This window comes from Arthrobacter hankyongi (genome assembly GCF_022012395.1).
Lineage (GTDB): Bacteria > Actinomycetota > Actinomycetes > Actinomycetales > Micrococcaceae > Crystallibacter > Crystallibacter hankyongi.
Map to the genome: position 1 here is coordinate 21,003 of NZ_JAKLTQ010000029.1, position 19,955 is coordinate 40,957.

Genomic DNA, 19,955 nt, shown 5'->3' on the forward strand with positions numbered 1-19,955 from the left:
CCGGCAGGCCGGCCCCGGCGGGGCAGATCACCCGGCCAGCTTGAAACCTTCCGTTGCATCATCACCCGGCTCGGGCTCTTCCCCGGCCAGATCCATCTCGTCGAACACTTCGCCGGTCGCCAGGTCCACGCTATCGAGCTCCTCGTTTCCGGATTCCGGCGCGCCGCCGGCCTGACCACCAGACTCCGCAACGGGGCGGGATTCCGTGCTCCGCGCGAACTTGGCCGTCCCCCACTTCAGGTCGTGGCCGACGGAATCGGCAACGATTTCGGGGTTTGTCCGCGATCGCCCGTCGTCGCCGGTCCACTGGCGGAGCTGGAGCTTGCCGGTGACGACTACCCGGTCCCCCTTGCGCAGGCTGGAGCCGATGTTCTGCGCCAGATGCCGGAAGGCCTTGACCGTGTACCAGTTCGTGGATCGGTCGACCCACTGCTGGGTCTCGTTGTCACGGCGCCGTTCAGTGGAGGCCAGACGGAAATTCGCCGCCGGATGGCCTCCGTTGGTCAGTCCCGCGTCAACCTCGGTCGCCACTACACCACGGACCGTAATGATGTCAGTCATGCCGCACCTTCTGTCACTGTCGGAATCGGGATCCACTCCCGGCCGCCGGGCGGTTGCCGGCCCCTCCAGTGTCCGGCTGCGCGGACACCGCCGGCAGCCTCACCTAGCCCGCTGTGAATAGCCCGGCCTGGACCGCTGCTGTGGAGGGCAGGTCGCGCCTGAGAGCCGAAGGCTTCCAGCAGCTTGCGTGGCCGAGGGTATGTCGCATTTCGTGGACGATGGTGGCCAGGGCGCCGTTGTCCGTTGCGCGGTCCAAGGGCCGCGTATAAAGCGTGATGGTGGCGCTCTCCATTTACTCTCCGGGTCCTGTCCAGTTCATTTCCGCGTCCGTGTTCCGCGAGCGGCGCCTGTCTTCCTCCAGGCCCACGCAATGCGCGCCGGTGGAGCATGCCTGTACCGGGACGGCCTTGAGGCACGGGCTCTTGGACCAGATGGAGGACTTGATAGCATAAACGTGGATTTGGAGCCGGCGGACTGCGATGATTCGACAGCAGACCGGATTCCAAGCCCCAGCCTCGGTAGCTCAGCGGATAGAGCAGGAGCCTTCTAATCTGTCCACTGACAGCGGGCCTCGTTCCTTCGACAGCCCCACTTCCCTTGTAAACAAAGGGATGCAGGGTTGTCTCGATCCCCATGGTTGACATAAATGACTGTCAGTGCATTCCCCTCTTTTCCCTGTGATTCCCAGAGAAATTGACAGTTCGTTGACAGTAATCCCGCCTTGGCCGAGTCACCCACGGCGCAGCGGGATCTCCCCCTCCTCGTCCGGAATGGGCTGCCGCTATGGCAACCCGATCACAGCTCGCGGCAGGAACCTGGGCTCGACGATTCCCTCGACAATGACAGCCAGTTCACGGCTGCCGATGCTGGAGGTAAGACAGTTAAGCAGGGTGGTCTTTCCAACCTGCTTCGCACAGGAGACCAGGAAGTTCAGGCCACCGGCCACAGTCGCAGCAAGAAACGAGACAGCCTCCGGGGACAGCAACCCCAGTTCGACCAGATGCTCCAGCGGAGAGGTACGGGCAATTGACTTGCGGATGTTCACCGCCCTGTGCCGAGAGTGACACCCGGGATGATCACATGGACGTGGGGCCGTCCGACAGCGAAGCGTCAACACAGTACGGAAAAACGCAGCCGGCGGCCTGAGGACGTGAGCATCCGTTCCACCAGGTCCCTGACTTGCTGCTGGGCTAGGGTTATGCAGGTCGGTTCGAAACCGCCGCCGCGGGCGACATAGACCTCCGGCGGCGAGTTGATCCAGAACTCCGGAGACTGTGTTGCCCGCTATTGGGAGGCACTTACTTCCGCTTGATTTCGGGCTTTTGCTGTTGTTCGTTGTTGTCCAGTACATCCGGTTTACGGACCTCTTGCGGACTTTTTGTGGACTGATGTGTGCGGGCGAATCAGGCAGAGCGGAGACGGGGGCGGCGGGTTTCTTGGGGAAGGGGTCAGGTCAAACCCATCCTTAGCCTCAACTCAGCCGCTACTGCAGCTCCCCTCTCACTTACCAACAGCACAGAATCAGCCGATAAAGCTACATGGCTAGTGGTGAATTGCAGAGCCGGGTGGATCCAGTTATCGAAGAGAGCGAGGCAAATTCCCTTGTCTGAGCAAATCGGCGGCAATCAGACTGCGCTGCCACCGGCTGGCTGGTATCTGGACCCGTCGGACCCTGCCCGACAGAAGTGGTGGGACGGGCGGGCTTGGACAGAACACGTGCAGGTGCAAGCCCCCGTGTTGCAGGCAGCCCGTCACGACTCTCCCCAACCGGCAGTGACGCGACCGTCCAACCCGATTGCAACAACTGGCTTCGCCCTAGGGATCGCGTCCTTCTTCCTCTTCGCGATCCCGATTTTCGGTGTTCTACTGTCTATCACTGCAGCACTCTTCTCCTGGGTTGGGCTGGTGCTGCAGGGCCCCGAAATGGCGACACGATACAAAGTATTCGGGATCATCGGCGTTGCCCTTGGTTTGGTTTACACCTTCATGTCACTCATCTTTATGTTTGGAATGTCGGCGTAGAACTTCAACTGTGCGCGTACAGAGCACAAGCCTCAACCGCCTGGCACAGAAACCCCGCCGGCCATAACGGTTGGCGAGGTTCCTGCGCTTACTTCGGACCGGCACAAGGTTAGTGCCGGGTACCGATTCGGTATCCTTCCAGCTTTGCCCGTAGCATCCGGTTCCTGAGCCTGCCGTCGATGATGGGTGCCGGCTGTTTATCGGCGAGCTGGTAGATGGCTTTGATGTGGTCCTCGGTGAAGCGTACCTTCGAACCCATCCTCATATGGGGCCATTCGCCCCGGTTGATCCTGTCCCTACGAACCACTCGGAGACCTGGAGTATGTCGGCGAAATCTTTCAGCGTGTAGACCTGGGGAAGATTCATGTGGGCAATGCTAAACTACGCCCGCGCTCCGAGACGCACGGGATCCCAGCACGCGACTGCGGTCCAGATCCCAGACGTCAGACACGTCCAGAACCCGGACGGGTCTGGTGGCCGTGGGCGAACGCAGCAAAGCGGAGACGGGGGCAGCGGGCTTCTTTGGGGAAGGGGTCAAGCAACGCCAACACCCCATGCACTCTGCTTGGACCAAATAGCAGCGGGCTACTTGCCTCCGACGAAGCGCTCCTGGTCTTCCCCTATAAACTTGTTCAACGCCACAATGACAGGGAAAATGTGACTCGCCCAAGCTTCGGCGTATTCCGAATCGTAGGGCAGCCCAAGCTCTTCGGCGTTTTCTCTCATCCAGAAGTACAATTCAGTGACGCCGAGAGCGACATGCGTCAATGAGATATAGGAATTGTGGCTGTGCTTGGGGAACAGCGACAGGAAGGGTGAGTTTTCGCCCCGGCTCAAAAGGTAGAAGTATGAGTCCGACGCTGAATGTGCGACCTCTGAGTACAGACCGTACAGGGTCCTGAGGTTACTTTTCAGGTGCTTGACGTTAGGCGTCCTTCGCAGGAGCTCTTCAACGCTCTCAGTCTTCGCCACCTCATGTAGGCGAGCGATGGTCTCCATCTGCTTACGCTGGAGAGTAGCGGCCTCTAGGAGATCACCACATTGCACCAACTCTGAAACGACCATGTGCGTTCGCACGAACGTGTAAAGCAAGTAGGTAAGGTACCCGCCGTTTTTCACGCTTGATGCGTTGAATCCCGACAGCTTATAAGCCGTTCGGGTTACGAACTCGTCCAGATTGATTCGCAGATCCTCGGCTTCGGGTAGCTCCTCGTCGAACGCCGCACGCGCTATAGCCCTCCAGCCTTCACGATTTCTGAGGTATCGGACGAAAAACAGTTCTTCATTCACGCCTGGCAGCCTATGCGTGCACGCTATATCGGACCTAATCCAAAACGTCATACGGGTCTTGCCAGGATGATTGTGCCCGGCTGATGCGCTTGACTCATGTGGCGGGAACCCAACGGGTGTGCATCTGAAAGTCCGAGTCCTGCCACTTCAAATGCGCATGCTCCGGATGCAGCCAATCGCCTTGGCATCCACCGGACCGGACTCGAGCTGGGCACGGACGTAGGGTTCCCGCATGTACGGCGCCCGGGTCACCGGGTACTGCTCAAAGTCCGGGTGCCACCGCGGCGCAGCATCGATCAGGCGGGCTGCATTTGCTACGTCAACCTCGTTCACAAAGGAAATTCTTACACTGTAAGGCTAAAATTCAAGGCAGCACCGGCCATCACTGGGGGTGTCCGGTGGCACGGGAAGGGCCCCGACCGTCTGAGGGGAATGGTCGGGGCCCTTCTTCTCTTACCGCCGGCCCGGCATTTGGGGGGATGCAGGGCCGACAACAGGGACAGTTTTCCAGCTACGGTACGGCTCACCTAATCAGTCGGGGGCCGGGCGCCGGAACATTACCCGAGTGTCCAGCAAACAGACGGCTCGGGCTAGGTCAACCATGTCCACGACCCAATTCTGCCACGCTGACTAGGCGAAACGGTGAAAGACACAAACCTTTAAACGTCGTTTCCGCGTGCTTAAATGAGTGCATGGGGAAAAACACAACCAAAGCAACTCAACTTGTAGGCGACTGGCTCATCGGCGCGGGAACAATCATCATCCTGCTAACCGTCCTGATGCTGTTCATGACATTGGCGAACGGAACACCCTCCGCCATCATTTTTGCCGGCGGTCCAATCTTCGGGCTCCTGATGATCTGCGCCGGATACCTCAAGCGCATTGCAGCCGAGCTCGCAGCAGCCAGGACAGACCGCCTTTCGTCTCCGGTGCCCGTCCGATAGATAGCCTGACCATAAACAGGATCCCTGGCCGGCCGTGATGGCTGACGGGGGATTCCTTCGTTCAGGGCAGTCAGTCAGTTCCTGCTGCCGGCCTTGGCAGGCGCGGACACCGTGGCTTGGGGCGAGGGCGATACTGCGGGAAGGTCGGACGCGCTGCTCGCCAGGCTAATTCCGGCGAGTATCACACCAGCTATCGTTGCCAGCAACGTGAGGGCTCCGATGCTGAGCAACCACCAGTTGAACCGCCCTTGACTCAGCGACGAATCGACCAGAGCCTGCAGTGCGTCTGTGCGGAGTCTTTCGCGTTCTTCCCGCTGGCGTGCAGCCTCGGTCACATCCTCCAAAGCAGCTTGCATCTGGGCCTCTGATTCGGCGCGTTCCCGGCGCCTGCGCTCCCACCACGCGTCCTGCTCGAGCTTGGACTGAGCCATATCCGCCTGAATCTTGGCAAGCGGGCCGTTGTTGAGGGCGCCCCATGCGGAGGGCTTAATTTTGGGCCCCTTCACGAGTGCGGCAGCCTGCTTGGCAAGCTGCCGCACCGTTTCGACGTGTTCTTCGTATTCGGCTCGTTCCTCGGGGGTGAGGTCCAACGGGGTGCCGTTTTCCTCCGCGTCCGCGATCTCCTGAAAGCGTTCCAAGCTCATGCCCGGATTGTCCGGATCCGATTCCGGAATGACGTAAGTGCCCATGAGGACCATCATGGCTCATGGGCACTTGTCCGACGGAATTGGTGTCGGTAGCTGACTGCCGGCTCAGTCCAGTTCGTCGTAAGGGTCTCGCTAGGATGATTCGTCCCGGCTGATCCGCTTCACCCAGGACGCCGGCACCCAGCGGGTATGCATCTCGAAGTCGTCATCCTGCCATTTCAAATGCACATGCTGGTGGGCCCAGCAACCGCCTTGGAATCCACGGTCCCGTACTTCAGCAGCGCCCGCACATAGGTTCCCGCCTGCATGGAACGCGGGCCACCGGGCATCTCTCGAAGTCCAGATGCCGGCGCAGCACCAATCAGGCGGCGCACCAGTCCAGGATCAACCTTGTTCACAATCTTGTTCTGACTCTTGGTTCCCTGTCGGCCATGGCAGCGTAAGCACTCACTACTCATATCGAAACGGTGACGTATCCTTTCACCGAAGTAATCACTTCGCACGATATGAGCTTTGGGGGAAGTTTGAAAAGCCTAAACATGGTTCAACGGGTGCTGTCCGCCTTGGCGGTTACCGCATTGGCTGTCGCCACGGCCATCGCAGGGGCGATGCCGGCCCATGCCGCGGATGCATTGATCGAGGGACGCGTCATTGACGCCTCTGGCAAGCCGATACCAAATATCGCATATTTTCTGCACGGAAAAACACCCGCCGACGGGTTTGGGAGGACCGACAGCCAGGGACGGTTTACGATTCCGGCATCGATTCTGAGCTACGGATACATTCTGGAGTTCGAGGACGCGCTGGACGACAATGACGGACGTCCTCGGGGAACATATGCTCCGGCCTGGTACCTGAATGGGTCTACGTCTGCGGATGCGACCCGGATCTTGGTATCCGAACCGGGTGTGGTCCGGCTAAAGGATATGGTCCTGAGCACCAAGGGTGTCAAAGACTTTGAGAAAGCTCCCGTGCCGGTAATCGGCGGCACCGTCGAAGTCGGCAAGACCATCTATGCCCTGTCAGGAAGCTGGTTCCCGGAACTTCGAGAGTGGTCGTCGAAGTATCGGTGGTTCCGGGACGGAAAGCCGATCTGGGGAAACGATGGGATGTCGGCGTACGTTCTTTCTCCAGAGGATGCAGGGCGCAAGATCACCGTAGCCGTTAGCGGCTATGAGAGGGGTTACCGGGAAACGACGCGCACATCGTTTTCTGTCATTGCGCCGCGCCTCAATTACTCGAAGGTGGCGAAACCGACAATCTCCGGCACGACAACGGTAGGCAAAACTCTGAGGGCCCTCCCGAATACCTGGGCGCCAAACTCTGGCCCGTTCACATATCAGTGGTACCGATCCGGCGTGAAGATCGCAGGCGCCACATCGCAGCGTTATCTCCTGACCGCTGCTGACACAGGCAGGACTCTCACCGTAACGGCTACCGGCCGGGCAACTGGCTACAACCCGGTGACCACCACCTCGGGAGCAACGGCCCGCATTGCCAAGGGCACACTGGCATCTAAGACTCCGACGATCAGCGGCACCAAGAAGATCGGCCGGACCCTGACCGCCAAAGTGGGGACCTGGACTTCCGGAACAAAGTTCAAGTACCAGTGGTACCGGTCCGGCAAGGCCATCAAGGGCGCTGACAGCAGGACCTACAGGCTCACCACTGCCGACAGGGCCCGCAGCATCAAGGTCCGGGTCACCGGCTCGAAGACCGGGTACACGACGGCCACGAGGTACTCCTCGTCGACTTCCCGTATCCGATAGGACAGCAGCCGGATATCCGAACCAGCACCAGGACACGGGAGACCCCCACTGCCAGGGACAGGTGGGACGGATGGTGGGTTTCCTTGGGGATGGGGTCCGACAAGCAAACAACCTAGAGATTTCAATGCCGCAGTCCTGCACGTAACCCTCCGACGAATAACGCTTCGTGGTTTAGGGTGAAAACATCACATTTATCTAGGGGGAATTTATTGAACTTCCAAGAATCCGCACAGATTACGGTTTGGGGAATTTTCCTATCGACTGTGGGAACGGCAGTCTGGGTCGTGGCATCCCTTAATTCGCTGACCGCAGACACATATTCAAGCCAAATGCCACACATAATGGGCCAGGTCTTCGGCGGTCTCTTCGCCGTGTTCGGGCTGATCCTGACACTAATGGGCATCTATCGCGCCCTAGTGAAAATCGACGCTCTCGCTGTTCCCAGCTCTGAAGGCCAGGGAGACAAGATCGATTCTGGCCCCGTGCCAGGGTCCGAGGAAGCCACTCACGCAGTCTGAATGGATAACGCTCCCGTGGGGCACGGAGCGAATGAGGGACCCCGCCAGCCATTGAGGCTTGCGGGGTCCCTCTTCTCATTGCCATCGGGCGCCGGCCTTGTCGTGGACGTCGTAGGGATCCTGCCAGGACGACTTCTCCCGGCTGATGCGCTTCACCCACGATGCCGGCACCCACCGCGTATGCACCTGAAAATCCGCATCCGGCCACTTCGTATGCACATGCTCGCGGGTCCAGCCAATTGCCTTGGCATTCACCGGCCCGGCCTCCAACTGTGCCCGTACGTAGGGTTCCCGCATGTACGGGGCACGAGTCACCAGGTACCTCTCGAAGTCCGGATGCCAGCGTGGCGTCGTGTCGATCAGTCGGCGCGCACTGCTGGGGTCAACCTTACTCACGGCTTCATTCTGCATCCTATTAGGACTACCGCCGTTGAACGCTCGGAGCAGGACACGGTTGAATCCAAGCGGGCATGTTCTAACCACTACGCAACGACTATGTATCCTTTCACCGGAGCTGTTGCTCCGCGTAGAAGAAAGTAGTTGGGGGAACAATTGAACAGCCGTAGCCAGGTTCAAAAGATACTGTCCGTATTGGCTATTGCCGTCCTGACGGCAGCGGGAGGGGCCGTAGCTGCTGCGCCTGCCAACGCGGCCGACACGGCCAGCATGGAGGGTCGGGTCGTAGACGTTTCGGGTAAGCCAATCCGAAACATCAATGTCATCTTGAGTTGCTCCGATATCTTCGCTGGCGCCGCTACTAACACAGATGCCCAGGGCCGCTACTCAGTTATTACCAGAAGTGCAGAGGGATGCACTCTGTATTTCGAGGACCGCAACGGCATCACCCGCGAGGACTTGGAAGTGCCCGGCGGTTACACCACCGAGCGCGATCCGGGAACATACGCGCCGCGCTGGTACCTGAACGGGGACAGTAAGGACACCGCCACCGTCTTTACCCTCCCTCCCTACGAGGTTACCCGGCTAAGCGACACGGTCCTGACCTCGGAGGGGCGCAAGGAATTCACTGAAACGCCGACTCCTGCACTAGTCGGATCGCCAATCGTGGGCGGTTCGTTGGCAGTGATGTCCAAGCCCTTCACGCCATATATGGATCGGTGGTTCTACACCTGGTACCGCGACGGGAAGCCAACTCGGCATTGGCGGTCCCACTTCAGTACCTACATGCTGACGCCCGCTGACGCGGGGCACGCCATTACTGTGACGGTCAGCGGTTATGCCGCCGGCTACGTCTTCGCCACGTCAGAGATGTCCCAGCCTGTATCAGTACCCATGCTGGAATTCACGTCATCCCCTGCCCCGACCATCGTTGGCACCGCAACGGTTGGTAAATGGCTGGGTGCCGAAGCCGGAATCTGGGATCCCATGCCCGCGGAACAGTCCTATCAGTGGTACAGGTCCGGGGTGAAAATCTCCAGGGCCACGAGCAGGTCATACAAGTTGACTGGTTCTGATCAAGGGAAAACGATTACCGTTTCCGTGACGGGTTCCGGAACCGGCTACATACCGATCACCAAAACCTCGGCAGCAACAGTTCCTGTTGCCAAGGGCACGTTGGTCACCACGGCTCCGCTGATCGTCGGGACCAAGAAGGTCGGTCACACCCTCAGTAAAGTACGAGGCTCCTGGACCGCTGGAACAGAGTTCAAGTATCAGTGGTACCGGTCCGGCAAGGTCATCAAGAGTGCGACCCGCGACACCTACAAACTAACTGGCTTGGACTCCGACAAAAAAATCACGATCGCGGTTACCGGTACCAAGGCCGGCTACACGACTGCGACCCGGTACTCTGCCGCCGCCCAAATTGCCAAGGGCACACTGGCATCTAAGACTCCGACGATCAGCGGCACCAAGAAGATCGGCCGGACCCTGACCGCCAAAGTGGGGACCTGGACTTCGGGAACAAAGTTCAAGTACCAGTGGTACCGGTCCGGCAAGGCCATCAAGGGCGCTGACAGCAGGACCTACAGGCTCACCACTGCCGACAGGGCCCGCAGCATCAAGGTCCGGGTCACCGGCTCGAAGACCGGGTACTACACCAAGACGAGATACTCGGCGTCGACTTCCCGCATACGCTAGGGAATCCGGCGAAAGCTTGAACTAGCAGCCCAGACACAAGAGACCCCCACTACCAGGGACAGGTGGTGGGGGTCTTTCGTGCGTATCCGAGTTGGGGTATCGGATACGCAGGTGCGTCCGTTGGGGGCCGGACACAGCCACAGACGTTACCAGCCGGGCAGAATCCTTTCAGGATCCTGAAGGCGTGTCGCAATGCGAAACCGTGCCTAGGTGCCACCGTTTACTAGTGACGCGAATCACAGTGGGTGAATTGGAGGGGCACTGCGACTTTTCTGTGTCCTGTAGATTGCAACCCCGGCACCTTGGGGGAAACGCCAGGGCTGCAACTTCCGCCCACAGGCTCGATTGGGGCAAGCCTGATGGCGGGAAATATCTGCGTAGCCGTCAAGGCCTGCCTGACATCTGCGTGGACGACGCCTTTGTTGTGGTTCACTACTAGAAATGCATGCTTAGCATTCATCGGCCAAGCCCCCATGACCTTCCTGCCATCTCAAGGCCAAATAAAGACATTGCAAAGAACCGAACTACGTCGGCGTCAGGGAACTAGCAGTCGGCGGCTTCATTGACTATGTCCAAGGGGTCCTGTCAAGAGGATTCTTCCCGGGTGATGCGCTTGACCCACGATGCTGGCGCCCACCGGGTCTGCGTTCTCCCATTTCAATTGCAAATGCTCACGGGTCCAGCGTATGGCCTTGGCCTCCACCGGCCCGCTTTCCAGCTGTGCCCACACGTAGGGTTCACACGTGTATGGGGCACACGTCACAAGGGTACCTCTTGAGGTCATACCAGCGTGGCGCGACGTCAATGAGGAGGCCATCGCAGATGGGATCAACCTTGCTCGCGGCCCCACTGTGGCAAGTTACTTTGTAACCAAACGGCTATAAGTGTTTTCGGTCTGGTGGACGGGTTGAAGAGAACCGACCCTTGTGTTCCTGATTTCATGTAGGGCTAGGCGATTCTGCATCGTGAGCGGGTTCGCACCTCCGCGGTCATGGATTCAGCTGCCCATGCAGTGCATATCAGTGATCTGGTAGACCTCGCCTTGGCCGACGTAATCCGTGATTTGGAAGGCCTCGCTCTGTTCGGAGTCCAGCGGTGCGGTGATGTGGCTGCCCTTGCCGACGACGACATCGTCGGTCAGGAACTTCACCGCCACGTAGATGCCACGCCGGCAGCCGGACGGATCAAGAGTGACGACCTGGAGGCTGATGCAGCCCGAATAGCCGCATGTTCCGCCCGGGTCAGTGTAGTAGATGCGGCTGCTGCCATATGCTTCCCAGCCCTGGCCTGTCATGCTCTTCCGCTCAGCGGCCAGCTCTTCTTCGGCCGCCTGAACCGCTTGAGCAGCTTCTCGGGCCTGCGACTGCCGGGCTTCTTCCGCAGAACGGGCCTTCGCCTCAGCCAGGCGTTTGTTCCAGGCCTCGACTTTGACTGCGGCTGCCTGGGCCTGCTGCTGCTCCCGTGCGTTTGTGATGAGGGCTGAAATGCCTACACTGAGCACCAGGAGGGCGACCATCCCAGCCAAGACCAGTGGCCAACGGCGTCGCTTCCGCCGGGGACCGGATGGGCCCGGGAGGGGTCCGTGTGACGGGGTGAATCTCCCGTCCACAGCGGGCCGGACGTGGTGGGTCCATTGCGTACCGTTCCACCATCGCAGCATTGAAGGGTCGTCCGGCTGCGGCATCCAGCCAGGTGGCATCGTCATTTGTCCCCCAGGAAAGCATCAAACGTACTGGTCAGCATCATATGCTGCCGGTGAAACCTTTTCTGAGCGGATGCCCCGCCTGCATCCATCCATCGAATTGCTGCCAACGTGGGCTACAGCCGAGCCGGAAGGTCCCCAATGCGGTTTGACGTACCGAATGCCAATGCCGTGCCACGCCATGCTGAAGTATGCGGGTTTATCCTTCGTCGGTGACTAAGCTCTTTAGGTGATCACTGGTGAAATCAAGTCCCAAGTCGACAAAGTGTGGAACGCGTTCTGGACGGGCGGGATCTCCAACCCGTTGGAGGTCATTGAGCAGATCACGTACCTGCTCTTCCTGAAGCGGCTGGACGAGAACCACACCCGTGAGGAGAAGAAGGCCAACCGCACCGGTAAGCCCATCCAGAACCCGGTGTTTCCCGAGGGCCCGGATCTGAAGGGCCGTCCGTACCAGGACATGCGCTGGAGCAGGTTTAAGGACTTCAGCAAAGACGAGATGTTCACCGTCTTCAATGAGCACATCTTCCCGTTCCTGCGCAACGAGCTGACCAAGCAGTCCAACGGCGAGGATTCCACTTACTCGCACCATATGAAGGATGCCCGCTTCACGATCCCGAACGCCGGGCTGCTGGAGAAGGTGGTCGACCTCATCGACGGCATCCCCATGGATGACCGGGACACCAAGGGCGACCTATACGAGTACATGCTCTCCAAGATCGCCAGCGCCGGCACCAACGGCCAGTTCCGCACCCCGCGGCACATCATCGATCTCATGGTGAAGATGCGGGATCCGCAGCCGATGGAAGTCATCTGTGACCCCGCGTCGGGCACCTGCGGCTTCCTGGTCCAGGCCGGCGAGCACCTGCGGGAGAACGCGCCTGACCTGTTCACCGACGCTGTGCAGCGGGATTTCTTCCACCAGGAGCAGTTCCACGGCTTCGACTTCGACTCCACCATGCTGCGTATCGGCTCCATGAACATGCTGCTGCACGGCGTGGAGAACCCGGCCATCGAGTACCGGGACTCGCTGGCGGACCTGCACTCCGTTGAGGAGGAGAAGTACGACCTCATCCTCGCCAACCCGCCCTTCGCCGGCAGTCTGGACTACGAGAACGTCGCCAAGGACCTGCTCAGCCTGGTCAAAACCAAGAAGACCGAACTGCTCTTCCTGGCCCTGTTCGTCCGGCTGCTCAAGCCCGGCGGCCGCGCTGCAGTGATCGTGCCCGACGGCGTGCTCTTCGGCTCCACCAAGGCCCACAAGGAATTGCGCCGCATGCTGGTCGAGGATCACCAGCTCGAAGGTGTGGTCAAGCTGCCCAGCGGGGTGTTCAAGCCCTACGCCGGCGTTTCCACCGCGGTCCTTTTCCTCACCAAGACCAACTCCGGCGGCACGGAGAACGTTTGGTTCTACGAGGTGAAGTCGGACGGCTTCAGCCTGGACGACAAGCGCACCCCGCTCGTCTCCAGCGATTTGCCGGACGTACTCGAGCACTGGCGGGCCTTCAAGGGCGTGCTCGGTGAGGAACGGACGGCGGCTGAGGCCACCCGGGCACGCACCGATCCTTCGTTTGTCGTCCCCAAGGCGGAGATTGCCGCGAACGGCTACGACCTGTCGATCAACCGGTACAAGGAAATCGAGTACGACGAGGTTGAGCACGCGGACCCGATCGAGATTATTGCCGAGGTCGAGAAGCTGGATGAGGAGATCGCCAAGCGCTTGGCCGAACTGAAGGGGCTGCTGGCGTGATACTAGGTGCGCTTAGTGATGTCTGTGAAGTGACAATGGGACAAGCTCCTCCTGGCGACTCCTACAACGACACGGGTGAGGGTGTACCGCTAATTGCCGGGGCAGGAGATTTTGGCAATGGCCGTCTCGCGCCCAAGAAGTTCACCACCGCGGGGACGAAGTTTTCTTCAGCTGGCGACATCGTATTAAGTATCAGGGCGTCTATCGGGGACAAGGTCTGGGCAGACGGTTCGTATTGCCTTGGCCGTGGAGTCGCGGGTTTGCGGGCAGGAAGTCAGCTTGAACCGCGGTACCTTTGGCATTGGTTAGGAGCGGTCGAGCCCGAGTTGCTCTCCAAGGCAAGGGGCGCCACTTTTCTTCAGGTGAATCGGACCGACATAGCTGAGCTTGTAATCGCTCTGCCGGAACTCGACGAGCAGCGCCGCATCGCCTCGATCCTGGACAAGGCCGACACCCTCCGCGCCAAACGCCGCGAAGCCCTTGCCCGCCTCGACACGCTGTCCCAGTCGATCTTCCACGAGATGTTTGGCGATCCACTTGCAAATGCAAGGGGCTGGGAGATCGCATCGTTGCCAGACGTAGCGAAACTCTATAGTGGTGGCACTCCATCCAAGGATGTTAAGGAGTATTGGAACGGTTCACTCCCGTGGTTCAGCCCGAAAGATCTGAAAGCTGATCACCTGACTGATTCAATCGACCACATCAGCAACGAAGTTCTTTCGCAAACTTCCCTTCGGTTGCTGCCAGAGGGAACTGTCGTCTTCGTGGTTAGAGGGATGATACTTGCGCACTCATTTCCTGTCTCTCTGCTGCAAGTTCCGGCCACGATTAATCAGGACCTTAAAGCAGTCCTTCCCAAGGTAGAACTAGATCCGTACTTTTTGTTGGCGAATCTTAAGAGTCAGAAAAGCTCGGTCTTGGCACACGTCGCGACCGCCGCTCACGGCACAAAGCGCCTTGATGCAGAAGCATTGGCCATGATCCGCGTGCTGCTGCCACCTGTTGAACTTCAGCAGCAATTTGCCGGACGGGTCGCGGCCGTCGAGCGTTTGAAAGGGAAGCACCGGGCGCAATTGGCCGACCTGGACATGCTCTTTGCCGCCCTGCAGGACAAGGCATTCAAGGGGGAACTGTCATGACTCAGCAAGCGGAAGAAGCTGTTAAGTCCGAAGTGCCGATCTGGCCGGTGTTCGTGCGTTATGTTCTTGAGGTGCTTTCCGGAGGCGACACCTTGACCTTGCACCGGCGCGATATCTTCAGCCGTGCGATCGATTTGGCGGGGCTTTCAGAAGCCGCGCGGTCCGAGACGCTCAATTCCGGTGCGCTGCGGTCGGAGCATCGGCTGGGCTGGGCCATCACCCATCTGGGCAAGGCCGGATGGGTCGAAAGGCCTGCCAAGGCAAACTACCGAATCACCCAGGCCGGCCGGCAGTGGCTCGCGGAGAACCTCGATGGCATCCATGACTTTTCGACCGCTCACATAGTGTTCGGTCCATATTGGTCGCGCGTGCCTTCCCGCGTAGCGGAGCCCGCTCCAGCGGAAATATCGCCTGAGGAGCTTGATCCTATTGAGCAGATCGAGGACGGCATCAATCGTATCCTTGCCGACGTGGGAGAGTCTCTGCTGGGCCGCCTGCGGGACAGCCATCCCGACTTCTTCGAACAGGCAGTGGTCGACCTGCTGCTGAAGATGGGTTACGGCGGGGCTGAGCAGCGCGGCAAGCGGATTGGTGGATCCGGGGACGGCGGGGTGGATGGCGTCATCGATCAGGACGCGCTGGGGCTCGACCGGGTGTACATCCAGGCCAAGCGCTACGGTGAGGGCAACAATGTAGGGCGGGAAGCGATCCAGGCCTTCGTCGGCGCGATTCACGGGCTGGCGGCCTCCAAAGGCGTCTTCATCACCACGAGCAGCTTCACCCAAGGTGCCCAGGACTACGCAAAGGGCATTTCGACCCGGACAATCCTGATTAACGGCCAGCGCCTGGTGTCGCTGATGATCAAGTACCGGGTGGGCGTGCAGGTGAAGCAGAGCTACGACGTCGTCGAACTGGACGAGGACTTCTTCGACTGAGCCAGGTCCTCGTGGTTACGCCCGCCGTCCGGAAACCGATAGGTTCCTTTAACCAGAGTAGAAGCGTGCGTGGGGAGGGTGCGGCGTTGGACAGCAACTTCGGGTTCCTGGCGGCCGAATGGCCGGAGCTGGCCGGGGAAGCGGTCCGGGCTGAGAGACTGGCGCGAATCGATCCGCGCTCGTCCCTGATGTACTCCCGCCGCACGCTGGAGTTCCTGGTGGACTGGCTGTTCAAGGCCGATGCCACGTTGGTGGAGCCTTACAAGAGCGATCTGTTCGCCAGGCTCTCCGAGCCCACCTTCAAGAATTTGGCCGGCGGCACCATTTGGAACAAGATGGACCTGATCCGCAAGGCCACGAACAAGGCCGTCCACAGCAATGCGCCGGTAAATGCCCAGGGTTCGGAAGTGGTGCTGCGGGAAGTCTTCCACGTCCTCGTCTGGCTGGCCCACCGCTACACCCGCCACATCGAAAACCGACCGTCTCCCGACCTGGCGTTCAACGCAGCGCTGCTGAGCCCGGTCCCGAAGGCCGGGGTCCCGGTGCCGGCCAAGCCGAAGACCGCCGACGAGGTCGCCAAGCTGGCAGAGGAGTTGGCCGAACGCGACCGGAAACTGCGCGAAGCCCAGACCCAGCAGCAAGACCTGGAGACGGAGCTGGAGGAGCTGCGTCGGCAGGTGGCCGAGGCCAAGAAGGCCAACAGCCGTGTCCCGGACCAGCATGACTACGACGAGGCCACCACCCGCCGCTACCTGATCGACGAGGAGCTGCACTGGGCCGGCTGGAAGCTCGACAAGCCCGAAGACCGCGAATTCCCGGTCGACACCATGCCCACGGCAAGCGGAACTCAAACTGGCAAGGGCTTTGTCGACTACGTGCTCTGGGGAGCGGACGGGCTGCCGCTGGCCGTGGTCGAGGCCAAACGCACCACCAAGTCACCGCACGTTGGCCAGCAACAAGCCAAGCTGTACGCGGATAGTCTGGAACGCCGCTTCGGCCGGCGCCCGGTTATGTACTACACCAACGGATACCAGCACTGGGTCTGGGATGACACCGCTTCCACGGAACGGCAGATCCAGGGCTTCCACAGCCGTGACCAGCTCGAACTGATGATCACGCGACGGACCACCCGCAAGCCGCTCGCCGAAGCAGTGATTGACAACGCGATCGTGGAACGGCCCTACCAGCACGCGGCAATCCGCGCCGTCACCGAAACCTTGGAACAGCAGCATCAGCGCAAGGCGCTAGTGGTCATGGCCACCGGCACCGGCAAGACCCGCACCGTCGTGGCCCTGACCAAGCTGCTCCAGGAGAGCAATTGGGTCAAGCGCGTGCTTTTCCTGGCCGACCGCATCGCCCTGGTGAACCAGGCCGCGAAAGCCTTCAAGACCCATCTGCCGGGGTCCTCCCCGGTGGTGCTGGGCCGCGACGCCGAGATTGATACCAGCCGCATCCACGTGGCCACCTACCCGACGATGATGAACCTGATCAACGCCAGCGCCGCCGATAGCCAGATCACCACCCGGCAGTTCGGCATCGGGCACTACGACCTGATCATCGTCGATGAGGCCCACCGCTCGGTCTACCAGAAGTACAGGGCCATCTTCGAGTACTTCGACTCCTATCTCGTCGGCCTGACCGCCACCCCCACGAGCGAGGTCGACCACAACACCTACACCCTCTTCAGCATCGAAAACGACGTGCCTACCTTCGCGTACGAACTGAACGAAGCGATCGAGGCCGGCTACCTGGTCCCGCCTCGCGTCGTCGACGTCCCGTTGAAGTTCCCGCTGCAAGGCATCCGCTACGACGACCTCACGGATGCCGAAAAGGAGGAATGGGACTCGAAGGAATGGGACGAGGACGGCACGATCCCGGACGAGATCGACGCCGGCATGGTCAACAGCTGGCTGTTCAACACCGACACCGTGGACAAAGCCTTGGAAGTGCTCATGACCCACGGCCACAAGGTCGCCGGCGGGGACCGCCTGGGCAAGACCATCATCTTCGCCAAGAACAACGAGCACGCCCACTTCATCACGAAACGGTTCGATCAGAACTATCCCGAATACAAGAGCCACTTCGCCCGGGTCATCACCTACTCCGTTGACTATGCCCAGACCCTGATCGATGACTTCTCCGACAAGGAGAAGAACCCGCACATCGCGGTCTCCGTCGACATGCTGGACACCGGCATCGACGTGCCCGAGGTCGTCAACCTGGTCTTCTTCAAGATGGTCCGGTCCAAGACCAAGTTCTGGCAGATGGTCGGCCGCGGCACCCGCCTGTGCGAGGACCTCTACGGACCGGGAGAGGATAAGCAGGACTTCTTCATCTTCGATTTGTGCAGGAACGCCGAATATTTCAACGCCGAACTCGGCCAAGCCGAGGGACGGGTGGGCAGACCCCTGGCCGAGATGACCTTCGTGACCCGGGTGAAACTCCTGACCGGTGCCGCCGACTTTGGTTTCACCGACAGCGGCTACCTCGACGACGTCCGGCAGCTTCTCCGCACCCACGTGGCAGCCCTGCCCAAGGACAACTTCCTGGTCCGGCCACGGCTGGAAGCGGTGGAACGGTTCTCCGAACGCGACGTGTGGAACGCGTTGAGCCCCAACGACGCCTCCGTCCTCGAGAACGAAGTGGCGAAACTTGCCACCATCAACGCCCCGCAGGACACCGAGGAAGCCAAGCGCTTCGACCTGCTCATGCTCCGGGCCCAGCTGGCCGCCATGACCGAACCCGGGGCGATGACCGCCCTGCAGGCCCGCATCCAGGACATCGCGTCCGCGCTCCAGGACCAACCCAACGTGCCCGCCATCGCCGCCCACATGCCGCTCATCCAATCCATACTGGACCCGCACGAGTGGGAAACGGTGACACCCCAATGGCTGGAAACAGTCCGCCGCCAGCTGCGGGACATCGTCCACCTCATCGAAAAGAAACGCCGGAAAATCGTCTACACCAGCTTCGAGGACGAGCTCGGCGAACTGGCCGAAATCGAGCTGACCGGCACAACCTCGGGGGTTTCGGACTTCGTCCGCTACCGGGAGAAGGTCAAGGCCTACCTGACCGGGTACATGGACCACGTCGTCATCCAGCTCCTGCGCCGGAACAAGCCGCTCACCGAGCTGCACCTGCAGGAACTTGAACGGATGCTCGCCGAAAGCGGGGCCGGCTCCGAAGAGGACCTGCAGCGGGCCGCCGAACTGGGACTGGGCCTGTTCGTTCGCTCCCTGGTCGGACTGGAGCCCGAAGCCGTCCAGGAGGCCTTGGCGGAATTTGTCGGCGGCACCACATTGAACACGGCGCAGCTGCACTTCGTCGACCTGATCGTGGCCCACCTGACCAGCAACGGGGTTATGGACATCAGTGCGCTGTACGAATCGCCCTTCAGCGACATCGCGCCGTCGGGCCCCGAGGCTCTGTTCAGTGACGCCAAGATCGACCTCCTGCAGACGGCGCTGGAAGGGTTTACCGAAGCAACACGAGCAAGCTGAGTCGATATCCGTCTAAGCCATGCCGGAAGACCGTGCCTCGGTCATTTGGCGCCCTGGGGTGTCGCTCCTCACTTCTCTTCCATAGCGAGATATCGGTAGACGGTGGCGCGGCTGGCTCCGATAATCTTGCCAATGTCTGCCGGGGCGAGGCCCTGTCCCCGGAGATGGCGGGCGCGCTTCACGGCGTCGTGGTCCGGAGTGATATCGGGCCGGCCGAATTTCCGGCCATTGGCGGCGGCGACGGACAGGCCTGCTTTGGTCCGTTCGGCGAGCTGGTCCCGTTCGAGCTGGGCGAAGGCGCTCATGATGGTAATCATGGCCCGGCCCATGGGTTCCCTCGGTGATGATGTCCTCAGTCAAAGACTGGAAGCCGACGCCGCGGCTCTCCAAGTCATCAACGAGCAGCAGCAGGTTCCGGGTGTTGCGGACGAGCCGGCCCAGCTTCCACACCACGAGCTCTTCGCCGCGTCAGCGAGACTGACTACCTGCGCTCCCCATGGGCCGTCGGCCGCCACGGTATGGCGTTGAGATGGCCGCCTGGTCTGACCCGATTAGTAGCTCCGCCACCGGCACTTCCAGCACCTCCGCGATATCCCAGAGTCGCTCGTAGGCCACGCTCTTTTTGCCCCATTCGATGCCGATGATCATGTTCCGGCTGAGTCCGGATTCCAGTGCAAGAGCTTCCTGGGAGAGGTTCTGTGACAGCCGCAGCTCGCGGATTCGCGCCCCAACCTGCGTGCGCCGGGCCGCCCATCTGAGGGATTGCTCCTCAGAAGCTTGGTCCGGTCGAGTGGGCATGAAATCATGCCACTATCAATTGACACTGTTGTCTGCTCCACTAGTGATACAGGCATTTACAATTCGGCTGCCTACACGATGGAGGTATTGGAATCGTGGCCGGCAACCAGAACGACTTCTCTCCTCGACATGGAGAACCGCCGCCGGAAACCAACTCCAATGTCCATGGGCGACAGCGCAACGAGACAATTCTGCCGATCGTCGCACAGCCCACCGCTACTCCGTCCTGGACGAACGCTGACCGCGAACGTTACTTTGCAAAGACCCGACCCGGAGTCGGCGG

The 19,955-nt window shown here is 60.4% G+C and carries 18 protein-coding genes and 2 pseudogenes; 8 read left to right on the forward strand and 12 right to left on the reverse strand.

Annotated elements, in window-relative coordinates:
* Positions 1 to 27 precede the first annotated feature (27 nt).
* The gene (locus tag LVY72_RS22560) at positions 28 to 561 is read right to left on the reverse strand and encodes a single-stranded DNA-binding protein (protein ID WP_269092822.1); all 534 of its coding nucleotides are present in this window, start codon (positions 559 to 561) and stop codon (positions 28 to 30) included.
* Between the two features lie 781 nt (positions 562 to 1,342).
* Positions 1,343 to 1,606: a hypothetical protein gene (locus LVY72_RS22565; RefSeq protein WP_237826923.1), complete on the reverse strand. Its 264-nt coding sequence runs from the start codon at positions 1,604 to 1,606 to the stop codon at positions 1,343 to 1,345.
* A gap of 557 nt (positions 1,607 to 2,163) precedes the next feature.
* On the opposite strand from LVY72_RS22565, the gene LVY72_RS22570 reads away from it, so the two are divergent.
* On the forward strand, positions 2,164 to 2,583 hold the full coding sequence (locus LVY72_RS22570; protein WP_237826925.1) for a DUF2510 domain-containing protein: 420 nt from the start codon (positions 2,164 to 2,166) through the stop codon (positions 2,581 to 2,583).
* Positions 2,584 to 2,692: 109 nt separating this feature from the next.
* Here LVY72_RS22570 and LVY72_RS22575 read toward each other — a convergent pair whose 3' ends face one another.
* The 3 genes from LVY72_RS22575 to LVY72_RS22585 form a co-directional block, all read right to left on the reverse strand.
* Positions 2,693 to 2,842 (reverse strand): hypothetical protein, encoded by a 150-nt coding sequence (locus LVY72_RS22575; RefSeq protein WP_237826927.1) that lies wholly within the window; start codon positions 2,840 to 2,842, stop codon positions 2,693 to 2,695.
* Positions 2,843 to 3,168: 326 nt separating this feature from the next.
* Positions 3,169 to 3,873, reverse strand: a complete 705-nt coding sequence (locus tag LVY72_RS22580; protein ID WP_237826929.1) for a hypothetical protein — start codon at positions 3,871 to 3,873, stop codon at positions 3,169 to 3,171.
* Between the two features lie 147 nt (positions 3,874 to 4,020).
* On the reverse strand, positions 4,021 to 4,206 hold the full coding sequence (locus LVY72_RS22585) for a hypothetical protein (protein ID WP_237826931.1): 186 nt from the start codon (positions 4,204 to 4,206) through the stop codon (positions 4,021 to 4,023).
* A 359-nt stretch (positions 4,207 to 4,565) separates the two neighbouring features.
* Between LVY72_RS22585 and LVY72_RS22590 the strand changes: the two genes are divergently transcribed.
* On the forward strand, positions 4,566 to 4,817 hold the full coding sequence (locus tag LVY72_RS22590) for a hypothetical protein (protein ID WP_237826933.1): 252 nt from the start codon (positions 4,566 to 4,568) through the stop codon (positions 4,815 to 4,817).
* 74 nt (positions 4,818 to 4,891) lie between these two features.
* On the opposite strand, the gene LVY72_RS22595 is transcribed toward LVY72_RS22590, so the two are convergent.
* Entirely contained in the window at positions 4,892 to 5,506 is a 615-nt protein-coding gene (locus LVY72_RS22595) for a hypothetical protein (protein ID WP_237826935.1), read from the reverse strand.
* Positions 5,507 to 5,931: 425 nt separating this feature from the next.
* Here LVY72_RS22595 and LVY72_RS22600 point away from each other — a divergent pair, with 425 nt between their 5' ends.
* A complete protein-coding gene (locus LVY72_RS22600; RefSeq protein WP_237826936.1) occupies positions 5,932 to 7,233 on the forward strand; it encodes a carboxypeptidase-like regulatory domain-containing protein in 1,302 nt (433 codons plus the stop codon).
* A gap of 593 nt (positions 7,234 to 7,826) precedes the next feature.
* On the opposite strand, the gene LVY72_RS22605 is transcribed toward LVY72_RS22600, so the two are convergent.
* On the reverse strand, positions 7,827 to 8,147 hold the full coding sequence (locus LVY72_RS22605) for a hypothetical protein (RefSeq protein ID WP_237826939.1): 321 nt from the start codon (positions 8,145 to 8,147) through the stop codon (positions 7,827 to 7,829).
* Positions 8,148 to 8,342: 195 nt separating this feature from the next.
* On the opposite strand from LVY72_RS22605, the gene LVY72_RS22610 reads away from it, so the two are divergent.
* Positions 8,343 to 9,848 (forward strand): hypothetical protein, encoded by a 1,506-nt coding sequence (locus tag LVY72_RS22610; protein ID WP_237826941.1) that lies wholly within the window; start codon positions 8,343 to 8,345, stop codon positions 9,846 to 9,848.
* A 997-nt stretch (positions 9,849 to 10,845) separates the two neighbouring features.
* Here LVY72_RS22610 and LVY72_RS22615 read toward each other — a convergent pair.
* Both LVY72_RS22615 and LVY72_RS25000 read right to left on the reverse strand, forming a co-directional pair.
* Entirely contained in the window at positions 10,846 to 11,364 is a 519-nt protein-coding gene (locus LVY72_RS22615; protein ID WP_237826943.1) for a hypothetical protein, read from the reverse strand.
* Positions 11,365 to 11,466: 102 nt separating this feature from the next.
* A pseudogene (locus LVY72_RS25000) lies at positions 11,467 to 11,553 on the reverse strand (DUF2510 domain-containing protein); the annotation flags it as partial.
* Positions 11,554 to 11,779: 226 nt separating this feature from the next.
* On the opposite strand from LVY72_RS25000, the gene LVY72_RS22620 reads away from it, so the two are divergent.
* From LVY72_RS22620 to LVY72_RS22635, 4 genes are all read left to right on the forward strand, one after another.
* On the forward strand, positions 11,780 to 13,300 hold the full coding sequence (locus tag LVY72_RS22620) for a type I restriction-modification system subunit M (protein WP_237826945.1): 1,521 nt from the start codon (positions 11,780 to 11,782) through the stop codon (positions 13,298 to 13,300).
* A complete protein-coding gene (locus LVY72_RS24815; RefSeq protein WP_308190864.1) occupies positions 13,297 to 14,439 on the forward strand; it encodes a restriction endonuclease subunit S in 1,143 nt (380 codons plus the stop codon). The genes LVY72_RS22620 and LVY72_RS24815 overlap by 4 nt, the downstream gene beginning before the upstream one ends.
* Entirely contained in the window at positions 14,436 to 15,374 is a 939-nt protein-coding gene (locus LVY72_RS22630) for a restriction endonuclease (RefSeq protein WP_237826947.1), read from the forward strand. The genes LVY72_RS24815 and LVY72_RS22630 overlap by 4 nt, the downstream gene beginning before the upstream one ends.
* A 65-nt stretch (positions 15,375 to 15,439) precedes the next feature.
* Positions 15,440 to 18,874 (forward strand): DEAD/DEAH box helicase family protein, encoded by a 3,435-nt coding sequence (locus LVY72_RS22635; RefSeq protein WP_237826948.1) that lies wholly within the window; start codon positions 15,440 to 15,442, stop codon positions 18,872 to 18,874.
* A gap of 68 nt (positions 18,875 to 18,942) precedes the next feature.
* Here the strand turns inward: LVY72_RS22635 and LVY72_RS22640 are convergent, their stop codons facing one another.
* The 3 genes and pseudogenes from LVY72_RS22640 to LVY72_RS25005 form a co-directional block, all read right to left on the reverse strand.
* A complete protein-coding gene (locus tag LVY72_RS22640; protein WP_237826950.1) occupies positions 18,943 to 19,179 on the reverse strand; it encodes a helix-turn-helix domain-containing protein in 237 nt (78 codons plus the stop codon).
* Between the two features lie 94 nt (positions 19,180 to 19,273).
* Positions 19,274 to 19,327, reverse strand: a pseudogene (locus tag LVY72_RS24820) (hypothetical protein); the annotation flags it as partial.
* 15 nt (positions 19,328 to 19,342) lie between these two features.
* On the reverse strand, positions 19,343 to 19,672 hold the full coding sequence (locus LVY72_RS25005; protein ID WP_372463765.1) for a helix-turn-helix domain-containing protein: 330 nt from the start codon (positions 19,670 to 19,672) through the stop codon (positions 19,343 to 19,345).
* Positions 19,673 to 19,955 lie beyond the last annotated feature (283 nt).

Excerpts from the sequence above, each read along its gene's own strand:
- LVY72_RS22575 (WP_237826927.1), bottom strand. The coding sequence starts at position 2,842 with ATGGGTTCGAAGGTACGCTTCACCGAGGACCACATCAAAGCCATCTAC.
- LVY72_RS22615 (WP_237826943.1), bottom strand. The coding sequence starts at position 11,364 with ATGGTCGCCCTCCTGGTGCTCAGTGTAGGCATTTCAGCCCTCATCACA.
- LVY72_RS22595 (WP_237826935.1), bottom strand. The coding sequence starts at position 5,506 with ATGGGCACTTACGTCATTCCGGAATCGGATCCGGACAATCCGGGCATG.
- LVY72_RS22590 (WP_237826933.1), top strand. The coding sequence starts at position 4,566 with ATGGGGAAAAACACAACCAAAGCAACTCAACTTGTAGGCGACTGGCTC.
- LVY72_RS25005 (WP_372463765.1), bottom strand. The coding sequence starts at position 19,672 with ATGCCCACTCGACCGGACCAAGCTTCTGAGGAGCAATCCCTCAGATGG.
- LVY72_RS22640 (WP_237826950.1), bottom strand. The coding sequence starts at position 19,179 with ATGAGCGCCTTCGCCCAGCTCGAACGGGACCAGCTCGCCGAACGGACC.
- LVY72_RS22560 (WP_269092822.1), bottom strand. The coding sequence starts at position 561 with ATGACTGACATCATTACGGTCCGTGGTGTAGTGGCGACCGAGGTTGAC.
- LVY72_RS22630 (WP_237826947.1), top strand. The coding sequence starts at position 14,436 with ATGACTCAGCAAGCGGAAGAAGCTGTTAAGTCCGAAGTGCCGATCTGG.